The following is a 21,842-nucleotide window of genomic DNA, read 5'->3' on the forward strand; positions in this document are numbered from 1 at the left end:
AATCGGCCCGAAAGTAACCCTGAACAGGGATTTCGGCAGCCAGCCTTGACGGAGGCCGCTGTTCCCCGGTGTATGGGGCAAGAATCTGCAACGGAATTTGCCCGTTTGGCGCCCGATTCCGTTACTATATTGAGCCACTCTCAGTCCCGTTGCGCGTGCCCGAGATCGCATGTCGAAGAAGTCCCTGTTCAAGGCGCTGACCGAGACCGGCCCGTTGATCGCGCTGGGGACGGCGCTTGCGATCCTGGTCGCGGTAGCGGGCCCTGCCTCGGCGCAGTTCTTCAACTTCCCCGGCTTCGGCGGCCCGCCGCAGCGCTCGGCTCCGCCACCACAACGGGGCGGCGGTGGAGGCGGATGGTTCGGCGGCGACTTCTTCGCGCCGTTCCAGCAGCAACAACCGCAAGCGCCGCGTCAGGATTTTTCGCGCGCCCCGGCGCCGGCCAAGCGCGACACCATCCCCGACAAGAACGTGCTGGTGATCGGCGACGCCATGGCCGACTGGCTCGCTTATGGCCTGGAAGACGCCTATGCCGAGCAGCCCGACATGGGCGTGATCCGCAAGCACAAGACCGTTTCAGGCCTGATCAAATACCAGCCGCGCGGCGAGCCTTCGGACTGGGCGGCGGCGGCAAGAGGGATTCTCGAGGCCGAAAAGCCCGACGTCATCGTCGTCATGCTGGGCCTCAACGACCGCGCCGCGATCCGCGAGCCTGCGCCGGAGAAGACTACGGACAAGGACAAGAAGAACGACAAGGGCGCGCGAGGCAAGCCACCGGCAAAGCCCGGTGAGACGAAGCCCGGCACCGACAGCGCTGCAAAGCCGGACGACAAGCCTGCCGATGCCGACCTGCCGCAGGACGACGCCGACAACGCCGACACGCCCGCGGCGGCGCCCGAGAAGGCCGCCCGCAATCCGAACGGCCTCTACGAATTCCGCGACGAACGCTGGGTCGAGCTCTACGGCAAGAAGATCGAGGAGCTCGCCAACATCCTCAAATCCAAGGGCGTGCCGGTGCTCTGGGTCGGCCTGCCCGCGGTTCGTGGGCCCAAGGGCACCGCGGACACGCTGTTCCTGGATTCGCTCTACCGCGAGGGCGCGGCCAAGGCCGGCATCACCTATGTCGATGTCTGGGACGGTTTCGTCGACGAAGCCGGCCGCTTCCTCCAGAAGGGCCCGGACTTCGAAGGCCAGATCCGCCAGCTCCGCAGCTCTGACGGCGTCTATTTTACCAAGGCCGGCGCGCGCAAGCTCGCGCATTATGTCGAGCGCGAGATCACGCGCCTGTTGGCGGGACGCTCCGGTCCGATCGCGTTACCGAGCGAGCCGGCGACCCCCGACACCAGCGCCGAACCCGGCAAGCCCGCGCCGCGGCCGCTGGCGGGGCCGATCGTGCCGCTGGTTGCGGCGTCGATCTCGACCGATCAATTGCTGGGCGGGCCGGGCTCGCGTCCCGCCGCCGTCGATGCGCTCGCTGCGAGGACGATGGTGAAAGGCGAGCCGCTGACGGCGCCGGCCGGTCGCGCCGACGATTATGCCTGGCCGCGCCGCGAAGTCGGCCGCGAGCAGGCCAAGGGCGATACGCCGATGGCGGCGACGACGCCGGAGGGCAACGCCGCCAATCCCGCGGCGCCGGGCGCTGCCGCCGCGATCGCGCCGCCGAAACTCGCGCCGAAGAAGCCACCGGCCCCGCCGCAACAGCCGGCACAGGCGACGCCCACATTCCGCGATTTCTTCGGCTTCGGCTCTCCCCAGCCGCCGCCGCGTCAAATGACGCCGGCGCCCGGACCGCGCAATCCGAACCCCAATCCGGGGATTCCGCGCCCGCCGGGCAACGTTGGCCGCTCGGCTGAGATGTTCCGGTAATTCGTCTCTGACGATGTCAGGTGTCTTTCCGGGCTCGCGCCAAGAGGCGCGCCCCGGAATGACGCACTAGCCGTAATAGCGCCAGCGCGACGGCGGCGGACGGCGTGCGGGGCGCGACATCAGGAGCGCGAGCGCGAAGCCGATGCCACCGGCCACCAGCAGCGCGCCGAGCGGGTTGTCCTGCACCTTCTTCGACAGAGCCTGCGTGCCGTCGCGGAAGGTCTCGCCGCTGTTGTCATAGGCGTCCTTGGCGTAGCTGGTCGCGGTGTCCGCGGCGTCACGCACGGCATCCTTGGCCTGGCCGTAGAGATTCTGCACCGTGCCTGCGGCCTCTCGCGCCTTGCCCGACGCCTGCGTCTTGGCATCGCCTGCCATGTCTCCGATCGCGCCTTCCGCGCGTCCGGCATATTCCTTGGCCGATCCAACAATCCGATCCGTGTCCATGATGCTCCTCCTCGGGGGTCAGCCCAAGTAACCGATCAGGCGCGGCGCAGTTCCAAGTGTCGGCGAAAGTGTAGGCTTACAAAATGAGCCCGCCATCGACGACCAGCGTCTGACCGATGATGTAGGACGACAGCGGCGAGGCCAGGAACAGCGCCGCGCCCGCCATGTCCGCCGGCGTGCCCAGCCGCCGCAGCGGGATGCGCGCGAGCGCGCCTTCGAGCCGCTTCGGATTGTCGGTCGTCACCTTCGTCATCTTGGTGTCGACGAGTCCGGGTGCGATGCCGTTGACGCGGATGCCGTCCTCGGCCCAGGCTTCGCCGAGCGTCCGCGTCAATCCGACCGCGCCGGTCTTCGAGGCGTTATAGGCGGGATTGCCCATGGTGGAATGATAGGCCGCGGTCGAGGACACCATAATCAGCGCGCCCTTGGAATCCCGCAACATGGAATGAAACCGCGTGGCGCAGGCCATCAGGCTCATCAGATTGACCTCGACCACCTTGCGGAAACCAGCCATCTCGAACTCACCGCGGCGATAGAGCACCGCGCCTTGCGCGAGCACGAGCACGTCGAGCCTGTCGAAGGACGGCTTGAACGCCTCGATCGCACCGGGATCGCTGACGTCGAGCTGCGCATAGGAGAGGCCGGTGAGATCGGAGCCCTCCTCGACCAAGTAATCCTTCGGCTGGGCCCGCGTGCCGCACACTGCGACATGCGCGCCCCGCGTGCGAAAAGCCTGCGCGATGCCGTTGCCGATCCCGCTGGAGCCGCCGACGACCAGTACCTGCTTGCCTGAGAAATCGAGCTCGTTCGCCATGGCGGCCTCCCCTTTTATCTTGCTTGTTTGACCTCTCTGCGGATCGATGCCAGCCTTGTCAATCATAACAAGAACAAGCAGGCTTCCTGAGGAAACAACATGTCCGGGTTCAAAGAGCTCAGCCGGTCCGTCAATGGCCTGACCGTTCTCGTCACCGGCGCAGCGAGCGGCATGGGGCGCGCGACCGCGCTTCTGTTCGCCGCTGAAGGTGCCAATGTTGCCGTCACCGACTACGACGAGCAGGGTGCGCGCACCGTGGCCGAGGACATTGCCGCGCGCGGCGGCTCCGCGAAGGCGTGGAAGCTCGACGTTGCCGATGGCGGCGAGATCAAGCGCGTTGTCGGCGAGATTGCCGCACATTTTGGCGGGCTCGACATCGTCGTCAACAATGCCGGCATCTCCGTGCGGGTCGCGCTCGACGACGAAGCCTACGAAGACGCCTGGGCCAGGGGCATCGCGGTGATGCTGACGGCGCATCCGCGCATCATCCGCGCCGCGCTGCCGCATTTGCGCCAGTCGAAATGTCCGCGCATCGTCAACATCGCCTCGACCGAGGCGCTTTGCGCCACCGCATTGCACAGCCCCTATTCGGCGGCGAAGGGCGGTGTCGCCAGCCTCACCCGCTCGCTCGCCGTCGAGCTCGGCCGCGAGGGCATCACCGTCAACTGCATCTGCCCGGGCCCGATCCGCACCGCGATCACCGACCGCATCTCGGAAGAGCACAAGACGATCTACGCCAAGCGCCGCACCGCACTCGGCCGTTACGGCGACCCCGAGGAGGTCGCGCATATGACGCTGAGCCTGTGCCTGCCGGCGGCGTCGTTCCTGACGGGTGCGGTCATCCCGGTGGATGGCGGCTTAATGGCGAGGAATGCGTGAGAGCCATGCGCCCGAAGCGTTGACAACGACGAGACCGGGAGTAGCTTTTTCACCGACAGAGCGGGACCAACCGTTCGCGACCTGTGGGAGAAACGCCATGACGATCGCCATCCGGCAGCTTCAGAAACATTTTGTCGGCGAGGTTTCCGGCCTCGATCTGCGAAAGCCTCTCACCGAGGCCGAAGCGCGCGAGATCGAGGCCGCCATGGACAAATATGCGGTGCTGGTCTTCCACGACCAGGATATCACCGACGAGCAGCAGATGGCCTTCGCACTGAACTTTGGTCAGCGCGAGGACGCGCGTGGCGGCACCGTGACCAAGGAAAAGGACTACCGGCTGCAGTCGGGCCTGAACGACGTCTCCAATCTCGGCAAGGACGGAAAGCCGCTGGCGAAGGACAGCCGCGCGCATCTGTTCAACCTCGGCAATTGCCTGTGGCACTCCGACAGCTCGTTCCGTCCGATCCCTGCAAAATTCTCGCTGCTGTCGGCGCGCGTGGTGAACCCGAAGGGCGGCAACACCGAATTCGCCGACATGCGCGCGGCCTATGACGCGCTCGACGACGAGACCAAAGCTGAGATCGAGGACCTCGTCTGCGAGCACTCGCTGATGTATTCGCGGGGCTCGCTCGGCTTCACCGAATACACCGACGAGGAGAAGGAGATGTTCAAGCCGGTGCTGCAACGGCTGGGGCGGACGCATCCCGTGCATCGCCGCAAGTCGCTGTATCTGTCATCGCATGCCGGCAAGATCGTCGGCATGAGCGTGCCGGAGGGCCGGCTGCTGCTGCGTGATCTCAACGAGCACGCGACGCAGGCAGAGTTCGTCTACGTCCACAAATGGAAGCTGCATGACCTCGTGATGTGGGATAACCGCCAGACCATGCCCCGCGTCCGCCGCTACGACCAGTCGCAGCCCCGCGACATGCGCCGCGCCACCGTGGCCGGGACGGAGCCGACGGTGCAGCAGCAGGCGGCGGAGTAGACGCTACGCATTCCGCTGTCGTCCCGGACAAGCGGAGCTCTCGACGAGGCAAAGCGTTGTCGAGAGCGGAGCGCAGATCCGGGACCCATAACCACAGGGAGTAGTTTGACGAAGACTCGGAGTTACCAGCTAGCGCAGCAACTTCTCCCTGGGGTTATGGGTCCCCGCTTTCGCGGGGACGACACCGAGGGTGTGGCGATAGCAACGCCAGCTACGCGTGCCCGGCCTCATTCGAGAGCATGCCGGGGTCGATGCCGATCTTCTGCAAAGCGCGGTTGTATTTGTCGTCGACATCGTCGCCGAAAATCAAGTCCGCATCGGCGTCGCAATGCAGCCAGCCGTTACTCTGGATCTCGGTCTCGAGCTGGCCCGGCGCCCAGCCGGCATAGCCGAGCGCGAGAATGGCATGCTTGGGGCCGGATCCGTTGGCGATGGCGCGCAGGATGTCGACGGTCGCCGTGAGGCAGACGCCCTCGTCGATCCGCAGGGTCGCGTTCTCGATGTAGAAGTCGCTGGAATGCAGCACGAAGCCGCGGCCGGTGTCGACCGGACCGCCGCGCAGCACCTTCATGCTTTCGGCATTCTCCGGCAGCTTGATGTGCTCGCCCTTCTTGATGATGCCGAGCTGCTCCAACAGCTCGGGGAAGTCGATGCTGCCGGCCGGGTGGTTCACGATGATACCCATCGCTCCCTCCGCCGAATGGGCGCAGAGATAGATCACCGAACGCTCGAAGCGGGAGTCACCCATCACGGGCATCGCGATCAGCAGCCGGCCGTCGAGATAGCCGGCCGAACTCGGCAGCCCGGGGCCCGGCTTTCGGGTGCTTTCGCCCGTCCTCTTGCCTGTGGGAGCCATCGGTGAAGCACTCCGGTTTCAATTCCTATCCTGATGTCGGGCCGGGCGGCTGTCAAATCAAGGCTTGCAGTGATTCGATTCAAGTGCATCCATCACAAGCAATTCAATGGTTTGCCCTGGGGCGACCCTGTAAAGACGTGCCATGCTCACAAGAGTTCCCCTGCGTGCGGCGATTGGCGTCGCAACAACCCTGCTTGCGTCGTCGCTCGCTATCGCAGCCCGCGCCGATGACGCTTCGCCGTGGCAGCGCGATGGTCATTCCGCGGTGCGGCTATTGGCGGGATCGCGCAGCGGCTCTGTGCTGCTCGGCGGTATCGCCTTCCAGCTCCAACAGGGGTGGAAGACCTACTGGCGCAGCCCCGGGGATTCCGGCGTTCCACCGCGGTTCGACTTCTCGAAGTCGGACAATGTCGAGGCGGTGACGGTGATGTGGCCTGCGCCGCTGAAATTCGACGACGGCGCGGGCGGCCATTCGATCGGCTATCACAACCAGATCGTGCTGCCGTTGCGCATCGTCGCCAAGGCGGCCGACAAGCCGGTGACGTTGCGCGCCGAGATCAACTACGCGGTGTGCGAGAAGCTCTGCATTCCAGTCGAGGCCAGCGCCGAGCTCGGTTTCAGCAGCGTCGCCTCGACCGAGGACGCGAACCTGCGAGCGGCGCTCGACACCGTGCCGAACCCCGCCAATATCGGCGATCCCAATCCGCTCACCATCCGCGACGTCAAGCGCGACGGGCCCAAGAACGTGGTGGTCGACGTGGCTGTCCCTGACAACCGCGAGGTCAATTTGTACGTGGAAGGGCCGACGCCCGATTGGGCGTTGCCAATTCCGGCTCCGGTCGACCAGAGCCCGGCCGGCGTCAAACGCTTCGCGTTCGAGCTCGATGGATTGCCGCCGGGCGCCAAGCCCGACGGCGCAGCGCTGAAATTCACGCTGGTCGGGCCGGAGAAGTCGTACGAGTTCAACACGAATCTGGAGTGAGGCGACAGCACTCCACCCAACCGAATCTTAACGAATGGTTGCTAATTCCTGAGGTCACCGCATCAAGCCCGCCGCGGCAGGCGGAACGCCGGGGACCTTCGAATTGGCCGTGATGGACGCACAACCCGCGACGACCGGACGGGCCGGGCTGATTGCACGGCTGCGGGCCAGGCTGACGGGCGGGTCGAACGAGGCCTCGCTGACACGGCGGCTCGCCGGCACCATCTTCATCATCCGCGTCATCAGCGCCGGGCTCGCTTATGTCTCGCAGGTGCTGCTGGCGCGCTGGATGGGCACCTCCGACTACGGCACCTATGTCTATGTCTGGACCTGGGTGCTGCTGCTCGGCAGTATGATGGATTTCGGCATCTCCGCCTCGGCACAGAAAATCATTCCGGAGTATCGCAGCAGCGGCGAGCAAGCGCTGCTCCGCGGCTTCCTCTCCGGCAGCCGCTGGCTGACCTTTGCCGTGTCGACGCTGGTGTCGCTCGCCCTCGCGGGCATCGTCAAGCTGCTGTCGCCCTGGATCGCCCCCGCCGAGGAGCTGCCGCTCTATATCGGCTGCATGACCCTGCCCGCCTTCGTGGTCGCCAACACCCAGGACGGCATCGCGCGCTCGCATGACTGGATGCAGCTCGGCTTGATGCCGCAGTTCATCATCCGCCAGGCGCTGATCATCGCCATCACCGCGATCGCCTTCCTGCTCGGCTATCATCTCGGCGCCGTCGCGGCGATGGTTGCGAGCGCCGCCGCCGTGTGGATCGCGATGACCGGGCAGATGGTGGTGCTGAACCGCAGGCTTGCCGATCACATCGCGCCCGGCCCCAAGGCCTACGACATCCGCGGCTGGCTCGCCGTCTCGCTGCCGATCCTGCTGGTCGAAAGCTTCTACCTGCTGCTGTCCTACACCGACGTGCTGGTGCTGCAGCAATTCCGTCCCTCCGACGAGGTCGGCGTCTATTTCGCTGTCGTGAAGACGCTGGCGCTGGTCTCGTTCATCCACTACGCGATGTCGGCGACGACGGCGCACCGCTTCGCCGAATACAACGCAAGCGGCGACAAGGCGCGGCTGTCGGCCTATGTCGCGCATGCGATCAGCTGGACGTTCTGGCCGTCGCTGGCGGCGACGATCGTGCTGCTCGCGCTCGGCAAGCCGCTGCTCTGGCTGTTCGGGCCGCAATTTGTGGTCGGCTACGACATCATGTTCGTCGCCGCGATCGGGCTCGTGGTGCGCGCCGCGATCGGGCCGGTCGAGCGGCTGCTCAACATGCTCGGCCAGCAGAAGGTCTGCGCGCTGGCCTATGCACTGGCCTTCGTGATGAACGTCGTGCTCTGCATCACGCTGGTACCCCACTACGGCGGCCACGGCGCGGCAGCCGCGACCTCGATCTCCCTCACCTTCGAAACGGTGCTGTTGTTCTGGATCGTGCGGCAGCGCCTCGGCCTGCACGTGCTGGCGTTCGGCAGATAGGCGCCGCACGCCCGCTTTGCCCGCCGCAACTCGGGGAACGGCCCTGTCTGAGCACGCATGCGAACGAGGAAAAACGCCTCCCCTTATTCGATCTGATGCAAGATTCTTCTTATTGCACCCAAACAGTTGCACATTGGGGGAACCTTATTCTACGTCGTATTGCCTAACCGACGAGATCAACCTAAGATTCCGCTGAAATGCTCGATCCACTCTACGTCGCCTCTGGCTTCGGCGTCGGCCTGCTTGTCGGGATGACCGGCGTGGGCGGCGGTTCTTTGATGACGCCGCTCCTGATCCTGCTGTTCGGTATTCATCCCTCCACAGCGGTCGGAACCGACCTGCTCTATGCCGCCGCCACCAAGACCGGCGGCAGCGTGGTGCATGGCTGGTCGCGTAGCGTGCATTGGCCGGCGGTGCTGCGGCTCGCCCGCGGCAGCATCCCTGCGAGCGCGCTGACGCTGCTGGTGCTGTGGAAGCTCGACCTGCGAAGCGATGCCGAGCGCAGCCTGGTCAATCTGGTGCTGTGCTTCGCGCTACTGCTGACCGCGACGTCGCTGATCTTCCGCAAGTCGATCATCGAGCGCTACCGCAGCAGGCTGGAGCGTGTCGACCATCGCACCACCGCGATCGCGACCGTCGTGACCGGCATCGTGCTCGGCGTGCTGGTCTCGATCTCGTCGGTCGGCGCCGGCGCGGTCGGCGTCACCGTCCTGCTGCTGCTCTATCCGCGTCTGCCGATGGCGACCATCGTCGGCTCCGATATCGCCCACGCGGTGCCGCTGACGCTGGTCGCCGGCATCGGGCACTGGGTGCTCGGCGACGTCGATTGGGCGCTGATGGCCGTATTGCTGACGGGCTCGCTGCCCGGCATCATCGTCGGCAGCTACAGCGCGACGCGCGTGCCCGAGACGGTGTTGCGCCTGACGCTTGCCAGCGTGCTGTTCGTGGTCGCCGGCAAGATCATGTTTGCGGAGCTGAACCTGTCGTCCGTGATCGTGACGGCGCTGGCCTGGACGCATTAGTTAGGCCAGAGGATTGCTCCACTCTCACTGTCATCGCCCGGCTTGACCGGGCGATCCAGTACTCCGAGAAAGCTATAATTGAATCGATAAGCCACGGCGTACTGGATGCCCCGGTCGAGCCGGGGCATGACAGTGAGCTAGCTGAACCGGCGCGACTTACTCCGCGGTCCAGCCGCCGTCGATCGAGAGATTGGTGCCGGTGATCTGGGCGGCGTCATCGCTGCACAGGAACAGCGCCAGCGCGGCGACCTGCTCAGAGGTGACGAACTCCTTGGTCGGCTGCGCATCGAGCAGCACGTCGTTGATGACCTGCTCGCGCGTCAGATTGCGCGCCTTCATGGTGTCGGGGATCTGCTTCTCCACCAGCGGCGTCCAGACATAGCCCGGGCTGATGCAGTTGCAGGTGATCTTGTGGGTCGCGACCTCCAATGCCACGGTCTTGGTCAGACCGGCGATGCCGTGCTTGGCCGAGACGTAGGCCGACTTGAAGGGTGAAGCCACCAGCGAGTGGGCAGACGCCGTGTTGATGATGCGGCCCCAGCCCTTCTTCTTCATGCCGGGCACCGCGGCGCGGATGCCGTGGAAGGCGGAGGACAGGTTGATTGCGATGATCTGGTCCCATTTCTCGATCGGAAACTCCTCGACCGGCGAGACGAACTGGATGCCGGCATTGTTGACGAGGATGTCGACCGAACCGAACGTCGTCTCGCCGAGCGCGATCATGCCGGCGATCTCGGCGGGCTTGGTCATGTCGGCTGGCGAATAGATCGCCTTCACCTTGAAATCCGCCTCGATCTTGGCGCGCTCCTTCTCGATGTCCTCCGGCGAGCCGAAGCCGTTGATGACGACGTTGGCACCGGCGCTGGCGAACGCACGCGCATAAGCGAGCCCGATGCCGCTGGTGGACCCGGTCACGACGGCATTCTTGCCTGACAGACTAGCCATTCTATTCGCTCCTTTTTACCGGGGGCGCGGAGACGTCCCCCGTGAGATCGTAGGTCACCATGGTCTCGCCCGACTGTGGCCGCTCGAGCCAATCCTTGTGGCGCATCGACAAATGCACGTCGCGCACGCCGGCCTCCCAATGCTCGACCATGGCGACATGAGAGAAGTCGTAATCCTTGGACGAGGATTCGTAGTTCTTGCTGCGGTAGATCAGATGCACCACGGTAACGGTACTTTCGCGCGACACTTTCGCCAGGAATTCGACCGAAGGATCGTTCTTCAGATAGTCCGGCAATTTGCCGATCAGGTCGCGCACGGCCCTGCGGGCGTTGTGCAGCTGCTTGTTCTTGTCCGTGTTCATCCGTGTGCGGCTGGAATAGCGGATGTCCTTCTCGCGCTCGGCGGCCTCCAGCAGCGAGGTCGGCAGATCGCCGCGCGCGGAAAACAGATCGACCTGGAAGATCAGCATGTCGCGATCGACCTCGGCATCGAGCACATAGTCGAGCGGCGTGTTGGAGGCGATGCCGCCGTCCCAATAGTGCTCGCCCTCGATCATCACGGAGGGAAAGCCGGGCGGCAGCGCGCCGGAAGCCATGATGTGCTCGGGACCGATGGACTTGCCGAGCTTCTTGAACTCGAAATTGTCGAAATATTTGAAGTTGCCGGAGGTGACGCCGACGGCGCCGACCGACAGGCGGGGCTTCAAGTCGTTGATGCGGTCGAAATCGACGAGGCGCTCCAGTGTCTTCTTCAGCGGCGAGGTGTCGTAATAGCTCTCGGCCTGCGGGCTGCCGGGCGGCCAGAGCGGTGCCGGCGGAATCCGCGGCGTGAAGAAGCCGGGCACACCGAAGGTCGCGATCAGCGCGGCACTGGTCGAATTGAACAACTCGCGGCTGTGATCGCTCTTGCCGATCGGCTTCCACGGCACCGGCGCCGACACCATCTCCCAGAATTCCTTGAGCCGTTTGACCCGGGTCTGCCCCTCATTGCCGGCGATGATGGCGGCGTTGACCGCGCCGATCGAGATGCCGGCGACCCATTCCGGCTCAAAGCCGGCGCCGCACAGCGCCTGATAGGCGCCGGCCTGGTAAGAGCCGAGCGCGCCGCCGCCCTGCAGGACCAGGACGCGTTGCGCATTCGCGGGGATGCTGGCGGATTCCGGGCTACGATCGGTCATGGGGGAACGTTAGCAAAAGGGAACAACAGCAAATGGCGCGCCACCGTGACGACACTCCGCCGCGGCGTCAATGCATGCCGGGATCAAGTCTGGCTTATCGTTCCGTCGAGGCCAGGATCATGGTCCAGAACACCTTGTATTTGGTGCCGGGAGCATAGCTCGCCGCGATGCCCAATTTTGTGACACCGCCCTTGAGCATGTTGGCGCGGTGCGGGGGCGAGTCGCGCCAGCCGGAAAACGCTTCCGCCAGCGTATGATAGCCGGCCGAGATGTTCTCGACCGCCACGGTCGCGGGATAGCCGCCGGCGGCCAGGCGCTTGGCCAGCGGCGCACGGACGTCGTGGTCCATCTTGTTGGCCGCCGCCATCGCATTTGACTGGGATTCAGCGAGCCGCATCAGATCGGGATCGATCACGACGGTGCCGAGGGCGTTGTTCTGGCGATATTGCGAGATCATGATCGCGGCCGCCTGCGCATCCAGCTTGGAGCCCGGGACCGCCATGTCGGCATACATGGACGGCTGCTGGACCGGTGCTTCGTTGCCGGCACAGCCGGCGAGCAGCAAAGTGATGAGAATTGCGGCCGCAGCGCGCATGGAGTGCCCCCGAATGAGGGGCCGTTGTTGCATACCAACCGTGGCTGAAAGGTGAATTTTGAGGAAAATTTGAGCCGTCATTCCGGGGCAGTACGCAGCATCGAACCCGGAATCACGAGATTCCGGGTCTGGTCCTTTGGACCATGCCGAATGACGGTGGCTTATCCCGCAAAGATCCGGTAACGGCGCGGTTTGAGGCCGATCGTGTCGCCGATGCGCAGTTCCTTGTCGCGGGGGGCGTCGATCTCGATGGTCTTGCCGCCTGACAGCGCGACCTCGGCCCGCTGCACGGGACCGAAATTGCGGACGTGCTGCACGGCGCCCTCGAAGGCGCCGCTGCCGGGCGGGCCGACCAGCATGTCATGTCGCCGCACGAACAGTTTTGACGCGCCAGGCGCAAGCCCGTCCGCCGCGAGGGCGAGCGGCCGGTCGCCGAGCCTGATGACACCGCCTTCGACCTGGACCGGCAACTCGATGGATTCGCCGATGAAGCCGTGGACGAACGCGCTGGCCGGGCTCTCATAGACGTCATCCGGCGAGCCGATCTGCTCGATCCTGCCCTTGTCCATCACCACGACGCGGTTGGCGACTTCCAGCGCCTCCTCCTGGTCGTGGGTGACGAAGATCGAGGTCACGTTGATCTCGTGGTGCAGCGAACGCAGCCACTTCCGCAGTTCTTTCCGCACCTTGGCATCGAGCGCACCGAACGGCTCCTCGAGCAGCAGGATGCGCGGCTCGATCGCCAGCGCGCGGGCGAGCGCGATGCGCTGGCGTTGGCCGCCGGAGAGCTGGCTCGGATAGCGGTCGGAAAGCCAGTCGAGCTGGACGAGGTCGAGCAGCTCTTTCACGCGCGCACGGATGGTGGCCTCATCCTTCCGAACGGCGCGCGGCTGCACGCGCAGACCGAAGGCGACGTTCTCGAACACCGTCATGTGTCGGAACAGCGCATAGTGCTGGAACACGAAGCCGACATGCCGCTCGCGCGCACCTTGCGCGAGCGCATCCTCGCCGTTGATGTAGACCTCACCGGAGTCGGGCCAGTCGAGGCCAGCGATGATCCTGAGCAGCGTGGTCTTTCCCGATCCGGACGGCCCGAGCAGCGCCACCAGCTCGCCGTTATCGACCTTGAGATCGACGCCGTCGAGGGCTTTGAAGCTGCCGAACGTCTTGACGAGATTCCTGACTTCAATGGTCATTGACGTCTTGTCCTTCGTCGAGGTGCCGTTCGAGAATTGTCTTGGCGATCAGCGTGATTAGCGCCAGCATTGCGAGTAGCGAGGCAATCGCGAAGGCGGCGACGAAATGGTATTCGTTGTAGAGGATCTCGACCAACAGCGGCATGGTGTTGGTCTCGCCGCGGATATGGCCGGACACGACGGAGACCGCGCCGAATTCGCCCATCGCACGCGCGTTGCAGAGCAGAACGCCATAGAGCACGCCCCACTTGATGTTGGGCAAGGTGACGCGGAAGAAGGTCTGAAGACCCGAGGCGCCGAGCGAGATCGCGGCCTCCTCCTCCTGCGTACCCTGCTCCTGCATCAGGGGGATCAACGCGCGCGCCACGAACGGGAAGGTCACGAAGGTGGTGGCGAGCGCGATGCCGGGCACCGCGAACAGGATCTGGATGTCGTGGTCGCGCAGCCAGCTGCCGAAATAGCCCTGTGCGCCGAACAGCAGCACGAAGACGAGGCCCGAGATCACCGGGCTCACCGAGAACGGCAGGGCGATCAGCGTGATCAGGAAGGTCTTGCCCGGGAAATCAAACTTGGCGATGGCCCAGGCGGCGACGAGGCCGAACACGAGATTGAGGCCCACTGAAATCGCGGCGACCAGCAACGTCAGCCTGATTGCCGCCAGCGCCTCCGGCTCGGCGAGCGCGGCCAAATAGGCGAGGATGCCGTGCGAAAACGCCTGCGCGAACACGACGACGAGTGGCAGCACGACGAACATGGTGAGAAAGATCACCGCCAGCGCAATGATGACAATGCGCACCGCGCGCGGCTCGGTGCGAAGGTTATCGCGCGCTGCCGCCGCACGCGCACGCGCCCGGGCCTTGGCATCGGAGACCGAGAGCGACACGGTATCTGCGATCTGCATCGTCATGGTCCGCCCTCAACGCGCTGGTATCCGGCTCTGCGCCCAGCGCTGGAGCCGGTTGACGGCCAAGATGATGACGAAGGAGACGACGAGCATGACCACCGCGATGGCGGTGGCGTCGGCATAGCGGAACTCGGAGAGCCGGATCACGATCAACAGCGGCGCGATCTCGGACACGTTGGGCAGATTGCCGGCAATGAAGATCACCGAGCCGTATTCACCGACCGCGCGGGCGAAGGCGAGCGCGAGCCCGGTGAGCAGCGCCGGCGCGAGCGAGGGTAGGATCACGCGGATGATGGTCTGCCAGCGGCTGGCGCCAAGGCTGCCCGCCGCCTCCTCGATCTCCGGGTCGAGATCCTGCAGTACCGGCTGCACGGTGCGCACCACAAACGGAATACCGATGAAGATCATGGCGACAAAGATGCCGACCGGCGTGAACGCGACCTTGATACCGAGCGCCGCGAGCGGGGCGCCCAGCCAGCCCTTCTCGGCGAACAGCGCGGTCAGTGCGACGCCCGCAACCGCGGTCGGCAGCGCGAAGGGCACGTCGACGATGGCGTCGAACAGCCGGCGGCCGGGAAAGCGGTAGCGCACCAGCGCCCAGACGATGATGCTGCCCATGACGAGATTGACGCAGGCTGCCGCGAAAGCGAGGCCGAAGGAGACGCGCAAGGCGTTCAGGGTGCGGCGGCTGGAGAGAATATTCCAGAATTGTTCGGGGCTGAGCTCGAGCGACTTCAAGAACAGCCCGGCGAGCGGAATCAGGATGATGACGGACAGCCAGGATAGCGTCAGTCCCATCGTGAGACCGAAGCCCGGCAACGTCCGGCGTCGTGCTGCGATCGCGCTCACCAAGCCCCCTGTCATAGTCCCTCCGACAGCGCCCGATCAGTTCTTGTAGATCTGATCGAAGACGCCGCCGTCGGCAAAATGCTCCTTCTGAGCCTTGGTCCAACCTCCAAAAACGTCGTCGATCGTAAATAGTTCGACCTTGGCGAAGGCGTTTTCATATTTTTTGGCGATCTCGGCATCGCGCGGACGGTAAAAGTTGCGCGCGGCGATCTCCTGACCTTCTTTCGTGTACCAATACTGAAGGTAGGCATCGGCGGCGTTGCGAGTGCCCTTTTTATCGGCAACCTTGTCGACGATCGTGACGGGCGGCTCGGCCAGAATCGATTGCGGCGGCGCAACGATCTCGAACTTGCTCGCCCCGAACTCCTTCAGCGCCAGGAACGCCTCGTTCTCCCAGGCGAGCAGCACGTCGCCGACGCCGCGCTCGACGAAGGTCACGGTGGCGCCGCGCGCGCCGGTATCGAGCACCGGCACCTGCTGGTAGAGTTTTCCGATGAAGTCCTTGGCCTTGTCCGTCGAGCCGAACTTCTTCTGCGCAGAGCCCCACGCTGCGAGGTAATTCCAGCGCGCACCGCCCGATGTCTTCGGGTTCGGCGTGATAACCGCGACGCCCGGCTTGATCAAATCGTCCCAATCCTTGATGGCCTTGGGATTGCCCTTGCGCACCAGGAACACGATGGTCGAGGTGTAAGGCGATGAATTCTGCGGCAACCGCTTCTGCCAGTCCGTCACCGTGAGACCCTTGCCGGCAATCGCGTCGATGTCATAGGCGAGCGCCAGCGTCACCACGTCGGCCTGCAAGCCGTCGATCACCGCGCGCGCCTGCGAACCGCTGCCGCCGTGCGACTGCTTGATCTCGACGCTCTTGCCGGTTTCCTTCTGATAGGCACTCGCGAACGCCTTGTTGAACTCGGCATAGAGCTCGCGCGTCGGATCGTACGACACGTTCAAGAGATTGATATCGGCGGCGAGAGCCGAGCTTGCCCAGACACCCGTTGCGAGCAGTCCTGCCACGAGCGGAACGATACGGCGCATCATGTCCATCTCCATTCACCTCGACGACATCGGCGTCATCGATGGCAGGCATAACTCGGGGCGAAACGCTCTTAAGTCAACGGAACCGGATTTTCTTGTTCGCCAGCTCGCAGCGCGACTGTGCTACGAAGTCTTCATCGTGTGGATGCCGCATTCTGTCTTGGCTCGGCCGCGCCAGCGACCGGCGCGTTCATCCTCGCCCTCGGCCGTTCTGCTCGTGCAAGGCATACACCCAACCGACCGGAAACCGGAGGCGACCAAGGGGTGACGCGGCAATTTGGCGCGGACGAAAATCGCCTCGAGGTCCTCGCGCGAGACGTTGGCGAACGGGTTGAACTTCAACCGCGCGCCGTCGTCCTCGACGACGGGAATGTCGGTGCGCGCATTGCCCTGGAAGCGCTTGCGGCCATTGAGCCAGGCCGAGAACGGCTTCAGCGCACGCGCCAGCGGCTCCACCTTGCGGATGCGACAGCAAGCATCGGGATCGGAGAACCAGAGATCGCGATCGGGATCTTGGCGCGACAGCGTCTCCTCGGCCGGCTTGATCGAGCGGACATCCTTCAGGCCCAGCGTTGCGATCAGCGTGTCCCGATAGGCGAGCGTCTCCTCGAACAGCCATCCCGTGTCGAGGAAGATCACCGGGATCGCCGGATCGACGTCGGCCATGACCTTCAGCAGCGTCGCCGATTCCGTGCCGAAGGATGACACCAGCGCCAGCTTCTCGCGCCCGACCGTCTTCAGCGCTGCAGCGATGATCTCCGCCGGCGAGGCATCGCGCAAGCTCCGATCGAGCTCCTCCGCGGAAGGCAGCGCGGCAACGGACACCGGAGCGAGCTGAGACGCAACCATGTTCACGTGCCGACCCCCTCGGAGTGACGCAGCTGCATGCGCCGGTGCAGCGCCGTGATGCGGCCATCGCCGGTCGGCTGGTAGAACACCGAATAGCGCTTGGCGGTCTGCATGAACGCTTCCGCATCGGCCTGCTTCTTGACCTCGAAGGCATCGAAGCCGGCGCGCAGCATAAACACGAACTGGTCGCGCAGCACCTGACCGGTGGCGCGCAATTCGGCGCGGTAATCGTAGCGCTCGCGCAGCAGGCGGGCCTGGCTGTAGGCGCGCCCGTCGCGGAAGGTCGGGAAGACCAGCGCGACGGCAACGATCTTGCCGAGATACGGCACGAGCTCGCTGATGTCGCGATTGTTGGGCCAGATCACGCCGACCTTGCCAGAACGCTTGAGCAGCGCATCGGCTTCGCCAAGGAAGCGCTCGGCCGGCACCAGGAGGTCGCCGCTCTCGGGCAGCGGCGTATCGACGGCGAGCTTGGCAAAGCTGTCGTCGGTGATCTTTCCGCCTTTAACGAGTGGCATAGACGCGCTCCTTGAAGGGTTCGACGCCGAGGCGCTTCACGGTGTCCATGAACAGCTCTTCGGGCCGCTCGCGCAGCGCCAGATAGGCTTCCACGATGTCCTCGACGACGTCGGCGACCTCGTCGAACTTGACGCCCGGCCCGATCAAGGTGCCGAGCGCGGCGTTCTCGTCGGCGCGGCCGCCGATGGTGATCTGATAGACCTCCTCGCCGTTCTTCTCGACGCCGAGGATGCCGATATGACCGACATGGTGATGGCCGCAGGCATTGATGCAGCCTGAGATGTTGATGTGGAGCCGGCCGATCAAATTGGCGAGCTCGTGATTGGCGAAGCGCCGGGTCAATTCCTGCGCGATCGGGATCGAGCGCGCGTTCGCCAGCGAGCAATAGTCGAGCCCGGGGCAGGCGATGATGTCGCTGATCAGATTGACGTTGGGCGTTGCGAGTCCGAGCTTGTCGAGCGCCTTCCACAGCGCCGGCAGGTCGCGCTTGGCGACGTGCGGCAGCGTCAGGTTCTGCTCGTGGCCGACGCGGATCTCGCCGAAGGAATATTTGTCGGCGAGATCGGCGAGCGCGTCCATCTGCTCGGCGGTGGCATCGCCCGGAGGCCCGCCGGTGGGCTTCAGCGAGATCGTGACGATCGAGTAGCCCTGCACCTTGTGGGGGGCTACCGAATTCTTGCGCCACGCCTCAAAGTCAGGATCGGCCGCAGCCTGCCGCAGCTCGTCCGGCATGTGCGGCAGCTTCTCGTAAAGAGGATAGGTGAAGCGCGAGCGGATGTCCTCGATCACCTCGTCGTCGATCTGGAGCGAAGAGTTACGGATGTGCTGCCACTCCTCCTCGACCTCGCGCGAAAACTTCTCGATGCCGAGCTCGTGCACCAGGATCTTGATGCGCGCCTTGTAGATGTTGTCGCGGCGGCCGTACTGGTTGTAGACGCGCAGGATGGCCTCGATGTAGCTGAGGATATCGCGGCCGTGCACGAAGTGCTTGATGGTCTTGGCGATGAACGGCGTGCGGCCGAGACCGCCGCCGACCAGCACCTCGAAGCCGGTCTCGCCCTTCTCGTTCTTGATCAAGCGGAGGCCGATGTCGTGGATCCTGATCGCGGCGCGGTCGTGATCGGACGCGGTGATCGCGATCTTGAACTTGCGCGGCAGGAACGAGAATTCCGGATGCAGCGTGGTGTGCTGGCGGATCAGTTCCGACCAGATGCGCGGATCCTCGATTTCACCGGGCGCGACGCCGGCCCACTGGTCCGAGGTGACGTTGCGCATGTTGTTGCCGGAGGTCTGCATCGCATGGATGCCGACCTTGGCGAGATCTTCCAGCGCGTCCGGCAGCTCGGCGAGCTTGATCCAGTTGAACTGGATGTTCTGCCGCGTGGTGAAGTGGCCATAGCCGCGATCGTATTTGCGCGCGACATGGGCCAGCGCCCGCAACTGGTTGGTCGCCAGCGTGCCGTAGGGAATGGCGACGCGGAACATGTAGGCGTGCAATTGCAGATAGACGCCGTTCTGCAGACGCAGAATCTTGAACTCGTCCTCGGTAAGCTCGCCGGAGAGACGCCGCTTCACCTGATCACGGAACTCCGAGACGCGCTCGTTGACGAGCGTGCGGTCGATTTCGTCGTAAGCGTACATAGAAGGTGCCTTAAACCTGGGCCGACTGTCCGATGGTCACACCGGTGCGGCGAATCTGTTCGCGCAGGTTGCCGGGTTCGATCTTGCCGTCGGCGCCGACCTGCACCGGGGCGATATAGGGACCGATCGCGCCGACGTCATCGGCGACGGACTCCGCAAGCAACGCTTTGGCCTCGTCGGAGTTGCGCACGATCGCAGCTTCCGACAGGTCCGCAGACCAGCTCTTGACGGCGGTGCGATAGACCACGATGCCGTCCCAGGTCCGGTTGGCGGTCACGATCGAGGGGCCGGCGATCTTGATCTTCTTCTGTTCAAGCGGGGAGGTCATTCGGCTGCATCCAATAGGTCAGAGATGATTTGAGCTGAGTTTTTCTTGGGCGTTTGGCGGCGAAGCGAGGCGGCATGCCGGACCACCTCGCCGATGATGAGAATGGCGGGACCGCCATCGGCCCGCCGTGCGAGCTCGGGAAGGTCGCGGAGCGTGCCTATCGCGCCTTGCGCATCGGGACGCGTGACGCGGGCGAACACACCGACCGGCGTCTCCGGCGAACGGCCCGCGGCAAGCAGGCCCGCGCGCACGGCAGGCGCAGCGGACACGCCCATGTAGACGACGACGGTCATCCTGGTGTCGGTCAGCGTCGACCAGTCCACCACTTCCGCGTCGCGCGCCTTGTGGGCGGTGAGGAAGGTGATGCGGGTCGCCTCATGGCGGTAGGTGAGCGGCACCTCGAAATCGGCGGCCCCGCCGAGACCTGCGGTGATGCCGGGAATGATCGAATAGACGACACCGGCCGCGCGCAGCGCTTCGATCTCTTCGCCGCCGCGTCCGAACACGAAGGGATCGCCGCCCTTCAGCCGCACCACCCGCTGGCCGGATTGCGCGGCCTCGATCATGCGCTTGTTGATGGCGTCCTGGCCGATGCCCGGCTTGCCGACGCGGCGGCCGACGGCCACGCGCGTGGTATCGCGGCGGATGCGGTCGAGAATCTCGGGCGAGATCAGCTCGTCATGGAAGACGATGTCGGCGTCCTGCAATGCGCGCAGCGCCTTGATGGTGAGGAGATCGGGATCGCCCGGACCGGCGCCGACCAGCGCGACCGAGCCTTCCGGCTTGTCGGCGCGTGCGAAGTCGGTCGGATCTGAAATGGCCTTGAGCGCCGCATCTGCCTCCGCCTTGCGGCCGGCCAGCACGGCGGTGCCGATCGGGCCGTCGATCACCCGCTCCCAGAAGCGGCGGCGCAGCGGAAACTCGGCGATGCGCTCGTTGATCGATTTGCGAAAGCTGCCGATGAACTCGGCGAGCTCGCCGATGCGCGCCGGCAGCAGCGCCTCGATCTTCTCGCGCACGCGCCGCGCCACCACAGGCGAGGTACCGCCGGTGCCCACCGCCACCACGACGTCGCCGCGGTCTACGATCGCCGGAAAGATGAAGCTGGAATGCTCGAGATCGTCCATGACGTTGACGGGCAGGCCGAGCGCCTTGGCGCGGACCGACATCGCCACACCGACATCTCCCGCACCGGCGCAGACGACGGCGATGACGCCGCCAAGGTCAACGGTCAACGGATCGCCCGTCGCAATTTCGATGCGCGCCGTGTCCTCGGAGCCGAGGCCGAGATCCTGATTGCCGTCGATCGCATGCACGCGCAGGCGCGCGCCGGCGGCGGCGAGCACGCGCAGCTTGGCGCGCAAAAGCTCGCCCGTGCCGATGAGAACCACCGGCCCGGCCTTGAGATCGAGAAATACCGGCAAGAACCGCATGCGATACTCGCTTCCCCACATCCGGGGTTGACTGGAATTATTTTCTATATATGTGTCGTTTCTAGCGCGCAAAGAGAAAATTTTTTCTTCTCTTCCGCATCGCAACTATAGAATTTTCGCCTCCAAACGCAAAGTGGCAGAGATGCATCTTCTCAAGGACGATTCCGCAGCCGTCGGAGTGAGCAGCCCAGTCTCCATCGCGCGCTCGGGCCAGCAAGAATTTTCTGCTGATGTTGCGCCGAGCATGGACCATCTCGACCAGCTCGAGGCGCAGAGTATTTACATCTTCCGCGAGGCCTTTGCCCGCCTGAAGAAGATCGCCCTGCTGTGGTCGCTCGGCAAGGACTCCAACGTCATGATCTGGCTGGCGCGGAAAGCCTTCTTCGGCAAGATGCCGTTCCCGGCCCTTCACGTCGACACCGGCAAGAAGTTTCCGGAGATGTATCGCTTCCGCGATCACTACGGCAAGGAGTGGGATCTCGATCTGCGCGTCGAGCCCTGCCCGCCCATCGATGCCGTCGATCCGACATTGCCGCCGGCCGCCCGCTCCGCCGCGCGCAAGACCGAGGGCCTGAAGATGGCGCTCGCCAAGTATGGCTTCGACGGCCTGATCGCCGGCATCCGCCGCGACGAGGAAGCAACCCGCGCCAAGGAGCGCGTGTTCTCGCCGCGCGGCCTGGAGGGCAATTGGGACGTGCGCGACCAGCCGCCGGAATTCTGGGACCACTTCAACGCCTCGCCGCCGCAAGGTGCTCACTTACGCATCCACCCGATCCTGCATTGGACCGAGGCCGATATCTGGGCCTACACCAAGCGCGAGAACATCCCGATCATCCCGCTCTATCTCGCCAAGAACGGCAAACGCTACCGCTCGCTGGGCGATCAGGACATCACCAATCCCGTGAATTCGACCGCTTCGAGCATCGACGAGATCCTGATCGAGCTCGAACAGACCAAGGTGCCGGAGCGCGCGGGGCGCGCGCTCGACCACGAGACCGAGGACGCCTTCGAGCGCCTGCGCGTCGCCGGCTATCTCTGATCAAGGACGCAATGC

At 64.7% G+C, this 21,842-nt stretch carries 22 protein-coding genes; 7 read left to right on the forward strand and 15 right to left on the reverse strand.

All coding sequences use genetic code 11. From position 1 onward, the window contains the following. The first annotated feature begins 169 nt into the window (after nucleotides 1–169). The gene (locus tag X268_RS28105) at nucleotides 170–1,864 is read left to right on the forward strand and encodes an SGNH/GDSL hydrolase family protein (RefSeq protein ID WP_128927936.1); all 1,695 of its coding nucleotides are present in this window, start codon (nucleotides 170–172) and stop codon (nucleotides 1,862–1,864) included. 66 nt (nucleotides 1,865–1,930) lie between these two features. Here X268_RS28105 and X268_RS28110 read toward each other — a convergent pair whose 3' ends face one another. Both X268_RS28110 and X268_RS28115 read right to left on the reverse strand, forming a co-directional pair. After that, nucleotides 1,931–2,308, reverse strand: a complete 378-nt coding sequence (locus tag X268_RS28110; protein ID WP_128927937.1) for a CsbD family protein — start codon at nucleotides 2,306–2,308, stop codon at nucleotides 1,931–1,933. Nucleotides 2,309–2,384: 76 nt separating this feature from the next. Further along, a complete protein-coding gene (locus tag X268_RS28115; RefSeq protein ID WP_128927938.1) occupies nucleotides 2,385–3,122 on the reverse strand; it encodes an SDR family NAD(P)-dependent oxidoreductase in 738 nt (245 codons plus the stop codon). 99 nt (nucleotides 3,123–3,221) lie between these two features. On the opposite strand from X268_RS28115, the gene X268_RS28120 reads away from it, so the two are divergent. Then, complete coding sequence (locus tag X268_RS28120; protein ID WP_128927939.1) at nucleotides 3,222–4,001, forward strand: SDR family NAD(P)-dependent oxidoreductase; 780 nt, start codon at nucleotides 3,222–3,224, stop codon at nucleotides 3,999–4,001. 97 nt (nucleotides 4,002–4,098) lie between these two features. Next, nucleotides 4,099–4,986: a TauD/TfdA dioxygenase family protein gene (locus tag X268_RS28125; RefSeq protein ID WP_128927940.1), complete on the forward strand. Its 888-nt coding sequence runs from the start codon at nucleotides 4,099–4,101 to the stop codon at nucleotides 4,984–4,986. 211 nt (nucleotides 4,987–5,197) lie between these two features. On the opposite strand, the gene X268_RS28130 is transcribed toward X268_RS28125, so the two are convergent. Continuing rightward, nucleotides 5,198–5,842: a YqgE/AlgH family protein gene (locus tag X268_RS28130; RefSeq protein WP_128927941.1), complete on the reverse strand. Its 645-nt coding sequence runs from the start codon at nucleotides 5,840–5,842 to the stop codon at nucleotides 5,198–5,200. Between the two features lie 142 nt (nucleotides 5,843–5,984). On the opposite strand from X268_RS28130, the gene X268_RS28135 reads away from it, so the two are divergent. The 3 genes from X268_RS28135 to X268_RS28145 all read left to right on the forward strand — a co-directional run bounded on the left by X268_RS28135 (nucleotide 5,985) and on the right by X268_RS28145 (nucleotide 9,317). Then, nucleotides 5,985–6,824, forward strand: a complete 840-nt coding sequence (locus tag X268_RS28135) for a protein-disulfide reductase DsbD domain-containing protein (protein WP_128927942.1) — start codon at nucleotides 5,985–5,987, stop codon at nucleotides 6,822–6,824. A 103-nt stretch (nucleotides 6,825–6,927) separates the two neighbouring features. Next, a complete protein-coding gene (locus tag X268_RS28140) occupies nucleotides 6,928–8,295 on the forward strand; it encodes an oligosaccharide flippase family protein (protein WP_430648240.1) in 1,368 nt (455 codons plus the stop codon). Between the two features lie 197 nt (nucleotides 8,296–8,492). Beyond that, nucleotides 8,493–9,317, forward strand: a complete 825-nt coding sequence (locus X268_RS28145) for a sulfite exporter TauE/SafE family protein (protein WP_128927944.1) — start codon at nucleotides 8,493–8,495, stop codon at nucleotides 9,315–9,317. Nucleotides 9,318–9,473: 156 nt separating this feature from the next. On the opposite strand, the gene X268_RS28150 is transcribed toward X268_RS28145, so the two are convergent. The 12 genes from X268_RS28150 to cysG form a co-directional block, all read right to left on the reverse strand. Continuing rightward, nucleotides 9,474–10,262, reverse strand: a complete 789-nt coding sequence (locus X268_RS28150) for a 3-hydroxybutyrate dehydrogenase (RefSeq protein ID WP_128927945.1) — start codon at nucleotides 10,260–10,262, stop codon at nucleotides 9,474–9,476. Between the two features lies 1 nt (nucleotide 10,263). Further along, the gene (locus tag X268_RS28155) at nucleotides 10,264–11,439 is read right to left on the reverse strand and encodes a DUF3734 domain-containing protein (RefSeq protein WP_128927946.1); all 1,176 of its coding nucleotides are present in this window, start codon (nucleotides 11,437–11,439) and stop codon (nucleotides 10,264–10,266) included. Nucleotides 11,440–11,533: 94 nt separating this feature from the next. Continuing rightward, nucleotides 11,534–12,034, reverse strand: a complete 501-nt coding sequence (locus X268_RS28160) for a CAP domain-containing protein (RefSeq protein ID WP_128927947.1) — start codon at nucleotides 12,032–12,034, stop codon at nucleotides 11,534–11,536. A 161-nt stretch (nucleotides 12,035–12,195) separates the two neighbouring features. Then, the gene (locus X268_RS28165; protein ID WP_128927948.1) at nucleotides 12,196–13,230 is read right to left on the reverse strand and encodes a sulfate/molybdate ABC transporter ATP-binding protein; all 1,035 of its coding nucleotides are present in this window, start codon (nucleotides 13,228–13,230) and stop codon (nucleotides 12,196–12,198) included. After that, entirely contained in the window at nucleotides 13,220–14,137 is a 918-nt protein-coding gene (gene cysW, locus X268_RS28170; protein WP_128927949.1) for a sulfate ABC transporter permease subunit CysW, read from the reverse strand. Before cysW ends, X268_RS28165 begins: the two co-directional genes overlap by 11 nt. A gap of 9 nt (nucleotides 14,138–14,146) precedes the next feature. Beyond that, nucleotides 14,147–14,998 carry a sulfate ABC transporter permease subunit CysT gene (gene cysT / locus X268_RS28175; protein ID WP_208764397.1) on the reverse strand — a complete coding sequence of 284 codons (852 nt, stop codon included), beginning with the start codon at nucleotides 14,996–14,998 and terminating at the stop codon, nucleotides 14,147–14,149. A 21-nt stretch (nucleotides 14,999–15,019) separates the two neighbouring features. Further along, nucleotides 15,020–16,033 carry a sulfate ABC transporter substrate-binding protein gene (locus X268_RS28180; protein ID WP_128927950.1) on the reverse strand — a complete coding sequence of 338 codons (1,014 nt, stop codon included), beginning with the start codon at nucleotides 16,031–16,033 and terminating at the stop codon, nucleotides 15,020–15,022. 108 nt (nucleotides 16,034–16,141) lie between these two features. Next, nucleotides 16,142–16,867: a phosphoadenylyl-sulfate reductase gene (locus X268_RS28185; protein WP_430648430.1), complete on the reverse strand. Its 726-nt coding sequence runs from the start codon at nucleotides 16,865–16,867 to the stop codon at nucleotides 16,142–16,144. 2 nt (nucleotides 16,868–16,869) lie between these two features. Then, nucleotides 16,870–17,385 carry a DUF934 domain-containing protein gene (locus X268_RS28190; protein ID WP_128927952.1) on the reverse strand — a complete coding sequence of 172 codons (516 nt, stop codon included), beginning with the start codon at nucleotides 17,383–17,385 and terminating at the stop codon, nucleotides 16,870–16,872. Beyond that, nucleotides 17,372–19,027, reverse strand: coding sequence for a nitrite/sulfite reductase (locus tag X268_RS28195; RefSeq protein ID WP_128927953.1), 1,656 nt, complete (start codon nucleotides 19,025–19,027; stop codon nucleotides 17,372–17,374). Before X268_RS28195 ends, X268_RS28190 begins: the two co-directional genes overlap by 14 nt. 10 nt (nucleotides 19,028–19,037) lie before the next feature. After that, complete coding sequence (locus X268_RS28200) at nucleotides 19,038–19,355, reverse strand: DUF2849 domain-containing protein (RefSeq protein ID WP_128927954.1); 318 nt, start codon at nucleotides 19,353–19,355, stop codon at nucleotides 19,038–19,040. Further along, nucleotides 19,352–20,788 (reverse strand): siroheme synthase CysG, encoded by a 1,437-nt coding sequence (gene cysG, locus X268_RS28205; RefSeq protein ID WP_128927955.1) that lies wholly within the window; start codon nucleotides 20,786–20,788, stop codon nucleotides 19,352–19,354. Before cysG ends, X268_RS28200 begins: the two co-directional genes overlap by 4 nt. Nucleotides 20,789–21,032: 244 nt before the next feature. Here cysG and cysD point away from each other — a divergent pair, with 244 nt between their 5' ends. After that, nucleotides 21,033–21,827 carry a sulfate adenylyltransferase subunit CysD gene (cysD, locus tag X268_RS28210; protein WP_128927956.1) on the forward strand — a complete coding sequence of 265 codons (795 nt, stop codon included), beginning with the start codon at nucleotides 21,033–21,035 and terminating at the stop codon, nucleotides 21,825–21,827. Nucleotides 21,828–21,842 lie beyond the last annotated feature (15 nt).

It is taken from the genome of Bradyrhizobium guangxiense, assembly GCF_004114915.1.
GTDB classification, from domain to species: domain Bacteria; phylum Pseudomonadota; class Alphaproteobacteria; order Rhizobiales; family Xanthobacteraceae; genus Bradyrhizobium; species Bradyrhizobium guangxiense.

Excerpts from the sequence above, each read along its gene's own strand:
- X268_RS28185 (WP_430648430.1), bottom strand. The coding sequence starts at position 16,867 with ATGGTTGCGTCTCAGCTCGCTCCGGTGTCCGTTGCCGCGCTGCCTTCC.
- cysW (WP_128927949.1), bottom strand. The coding sequence starts at position 14,137 with ATGACGATGCAGATCGCAGATACCGTGTCGCTCTCGGTCTCCGATGCC.
- X268_RS28200 (WP_128927954.1), bottom strand. The coding sequence starts at position 19,355 with ATGACCTCCCCGCTTGAACAGAAGAAGATCAAGATCGCCGGCCCCTCG.
- X268_RS28105 (WP_128927936.1), top strand. The coding sequence starts at position 170 with ATGTCGAAGAAGTCCCTGTTCAAGGCGCTGACCGAGACCGGCCCGTTG.
- X268_RS28135 (WP_128927942.1), top strand. The coding sequence starts at position 5,985 with ATGCTCACAAGAGTTCCCCTGCGTGCGGCGATTGGCGTCGCAACAACC.
- X268_RS28145 (WP_128927944.1), top strand. The coding sequence starts at position 8,493 with ATGCTCGATCCACTCTACGTCGCCTCTGGCTTCGGCGTCGGCCTGCTT.
- X268_RS28125 (WP_128927940.1), top strand. The coding sequence starts at position 4,099 with ATGACGATCGCCATCCGGCAGCTTCAGAAACATTTTGTCGGCGAGGTT.
- X268_RS28115 (WP_128927938.1), bottom strand. The coding sequence starts at position 3,122 with ATGGCGAACGAGCTCGATTTCTCAGGCAAGCAGGTACTGGTCGTCGGC.
- X268_RS28160 (WP_128927947.1), bottom strand. The coding sequence starts at position 12,034 with ATGCGCGCTGCGGCCGCAATTCTCATCACTTTGCTGCTCGCCGGCTGT.
- X268_RS28195 (WP_128927953.1), bottom strand. The coding sequence starts at position 19,027 with ATGTACGCTTACGACGAAATCGACCGCACGCTCGTCAACGAGCGCGTC.
- cysD (WP_128927956.1), top strand. The coding sequence starts at position 21,033 with ATGGACCATCTCGACCAGCTCGAGGCGCAGAGTATTTACATCTTCCGC.
- X268_RS28165 (WP_128927948.1), bottom strand. The coding sequence starts at position 13,230 with ATGACCATTGAAGTCAGGAATCTCGTCAAGACGTTCGGCAGCTTCAAA.
- X268_RS28110 (WP_128927937.1), bottom strand. The coding sequence starts at position 2,308 with ATGGACACGGATCGGATTGTTGGATCGGCCAAGGAATATGCCGGACGC.
- X268_RS28130 (WP_128927941.1), bottom strand. The coding sequence starts at position 5,842 with ATGGCTCCCACAGGCAAGAGGACGGGCGAAAGCACCCGAAAGCCGGGC.
- cysT (WP_208764397.1), bottom strand. The coding sequence starts at position 14,998 with ATGACAGGGGGCTTGGTGAGCGCGATCGCAGCACGACGCCGGACGTTG.
- X268_RS28155 (WP_128927946.1), bottom strand. The coding sequence starts at position 11,439 with ATGACCGATCGTAGCCCGGAATCCGCCAGCATCCCCGCGAATGCGCAA.
- X268_RS28180 (WP_128927950.1), bottom strand. The coding sequence starts at position 16,033 with ATGGAGATGGACATGATGCGCCGTATCGTTCCGCTCGTGGCAGGACTG.
- X268_RS28120 (WP_128927939.1), top strand. The coding sequence starts at position 3,222 with ATGTCCGGGTTCAAAGAGCTCAGCCGGTCCGTCAATGGCCTGACCGTT.
- X268_RS28190 (WP_128927952.1), bottom strand. The coding sequence starts at position 17,385 with ATGCCACTCGTTAAAGGCGGAAAGATCACCGACGACAGCTTTGCCAAG.
- cysG (WP_128927955.1), bottom strand. The coding sequence starts at position 20,788 with ATGCGGTTCTTGCCGGTATTTCTCGATCTCAAGGCCGGGCCGGTGGTT.
- X268_RS28150 (WP_128927945.1), bottom strand. The coding sequence starts at position 10,262 with ATGGCTAGTCTGTCAGGCAAGAATGCCGTCGTGACCGGGTCCACCAGC.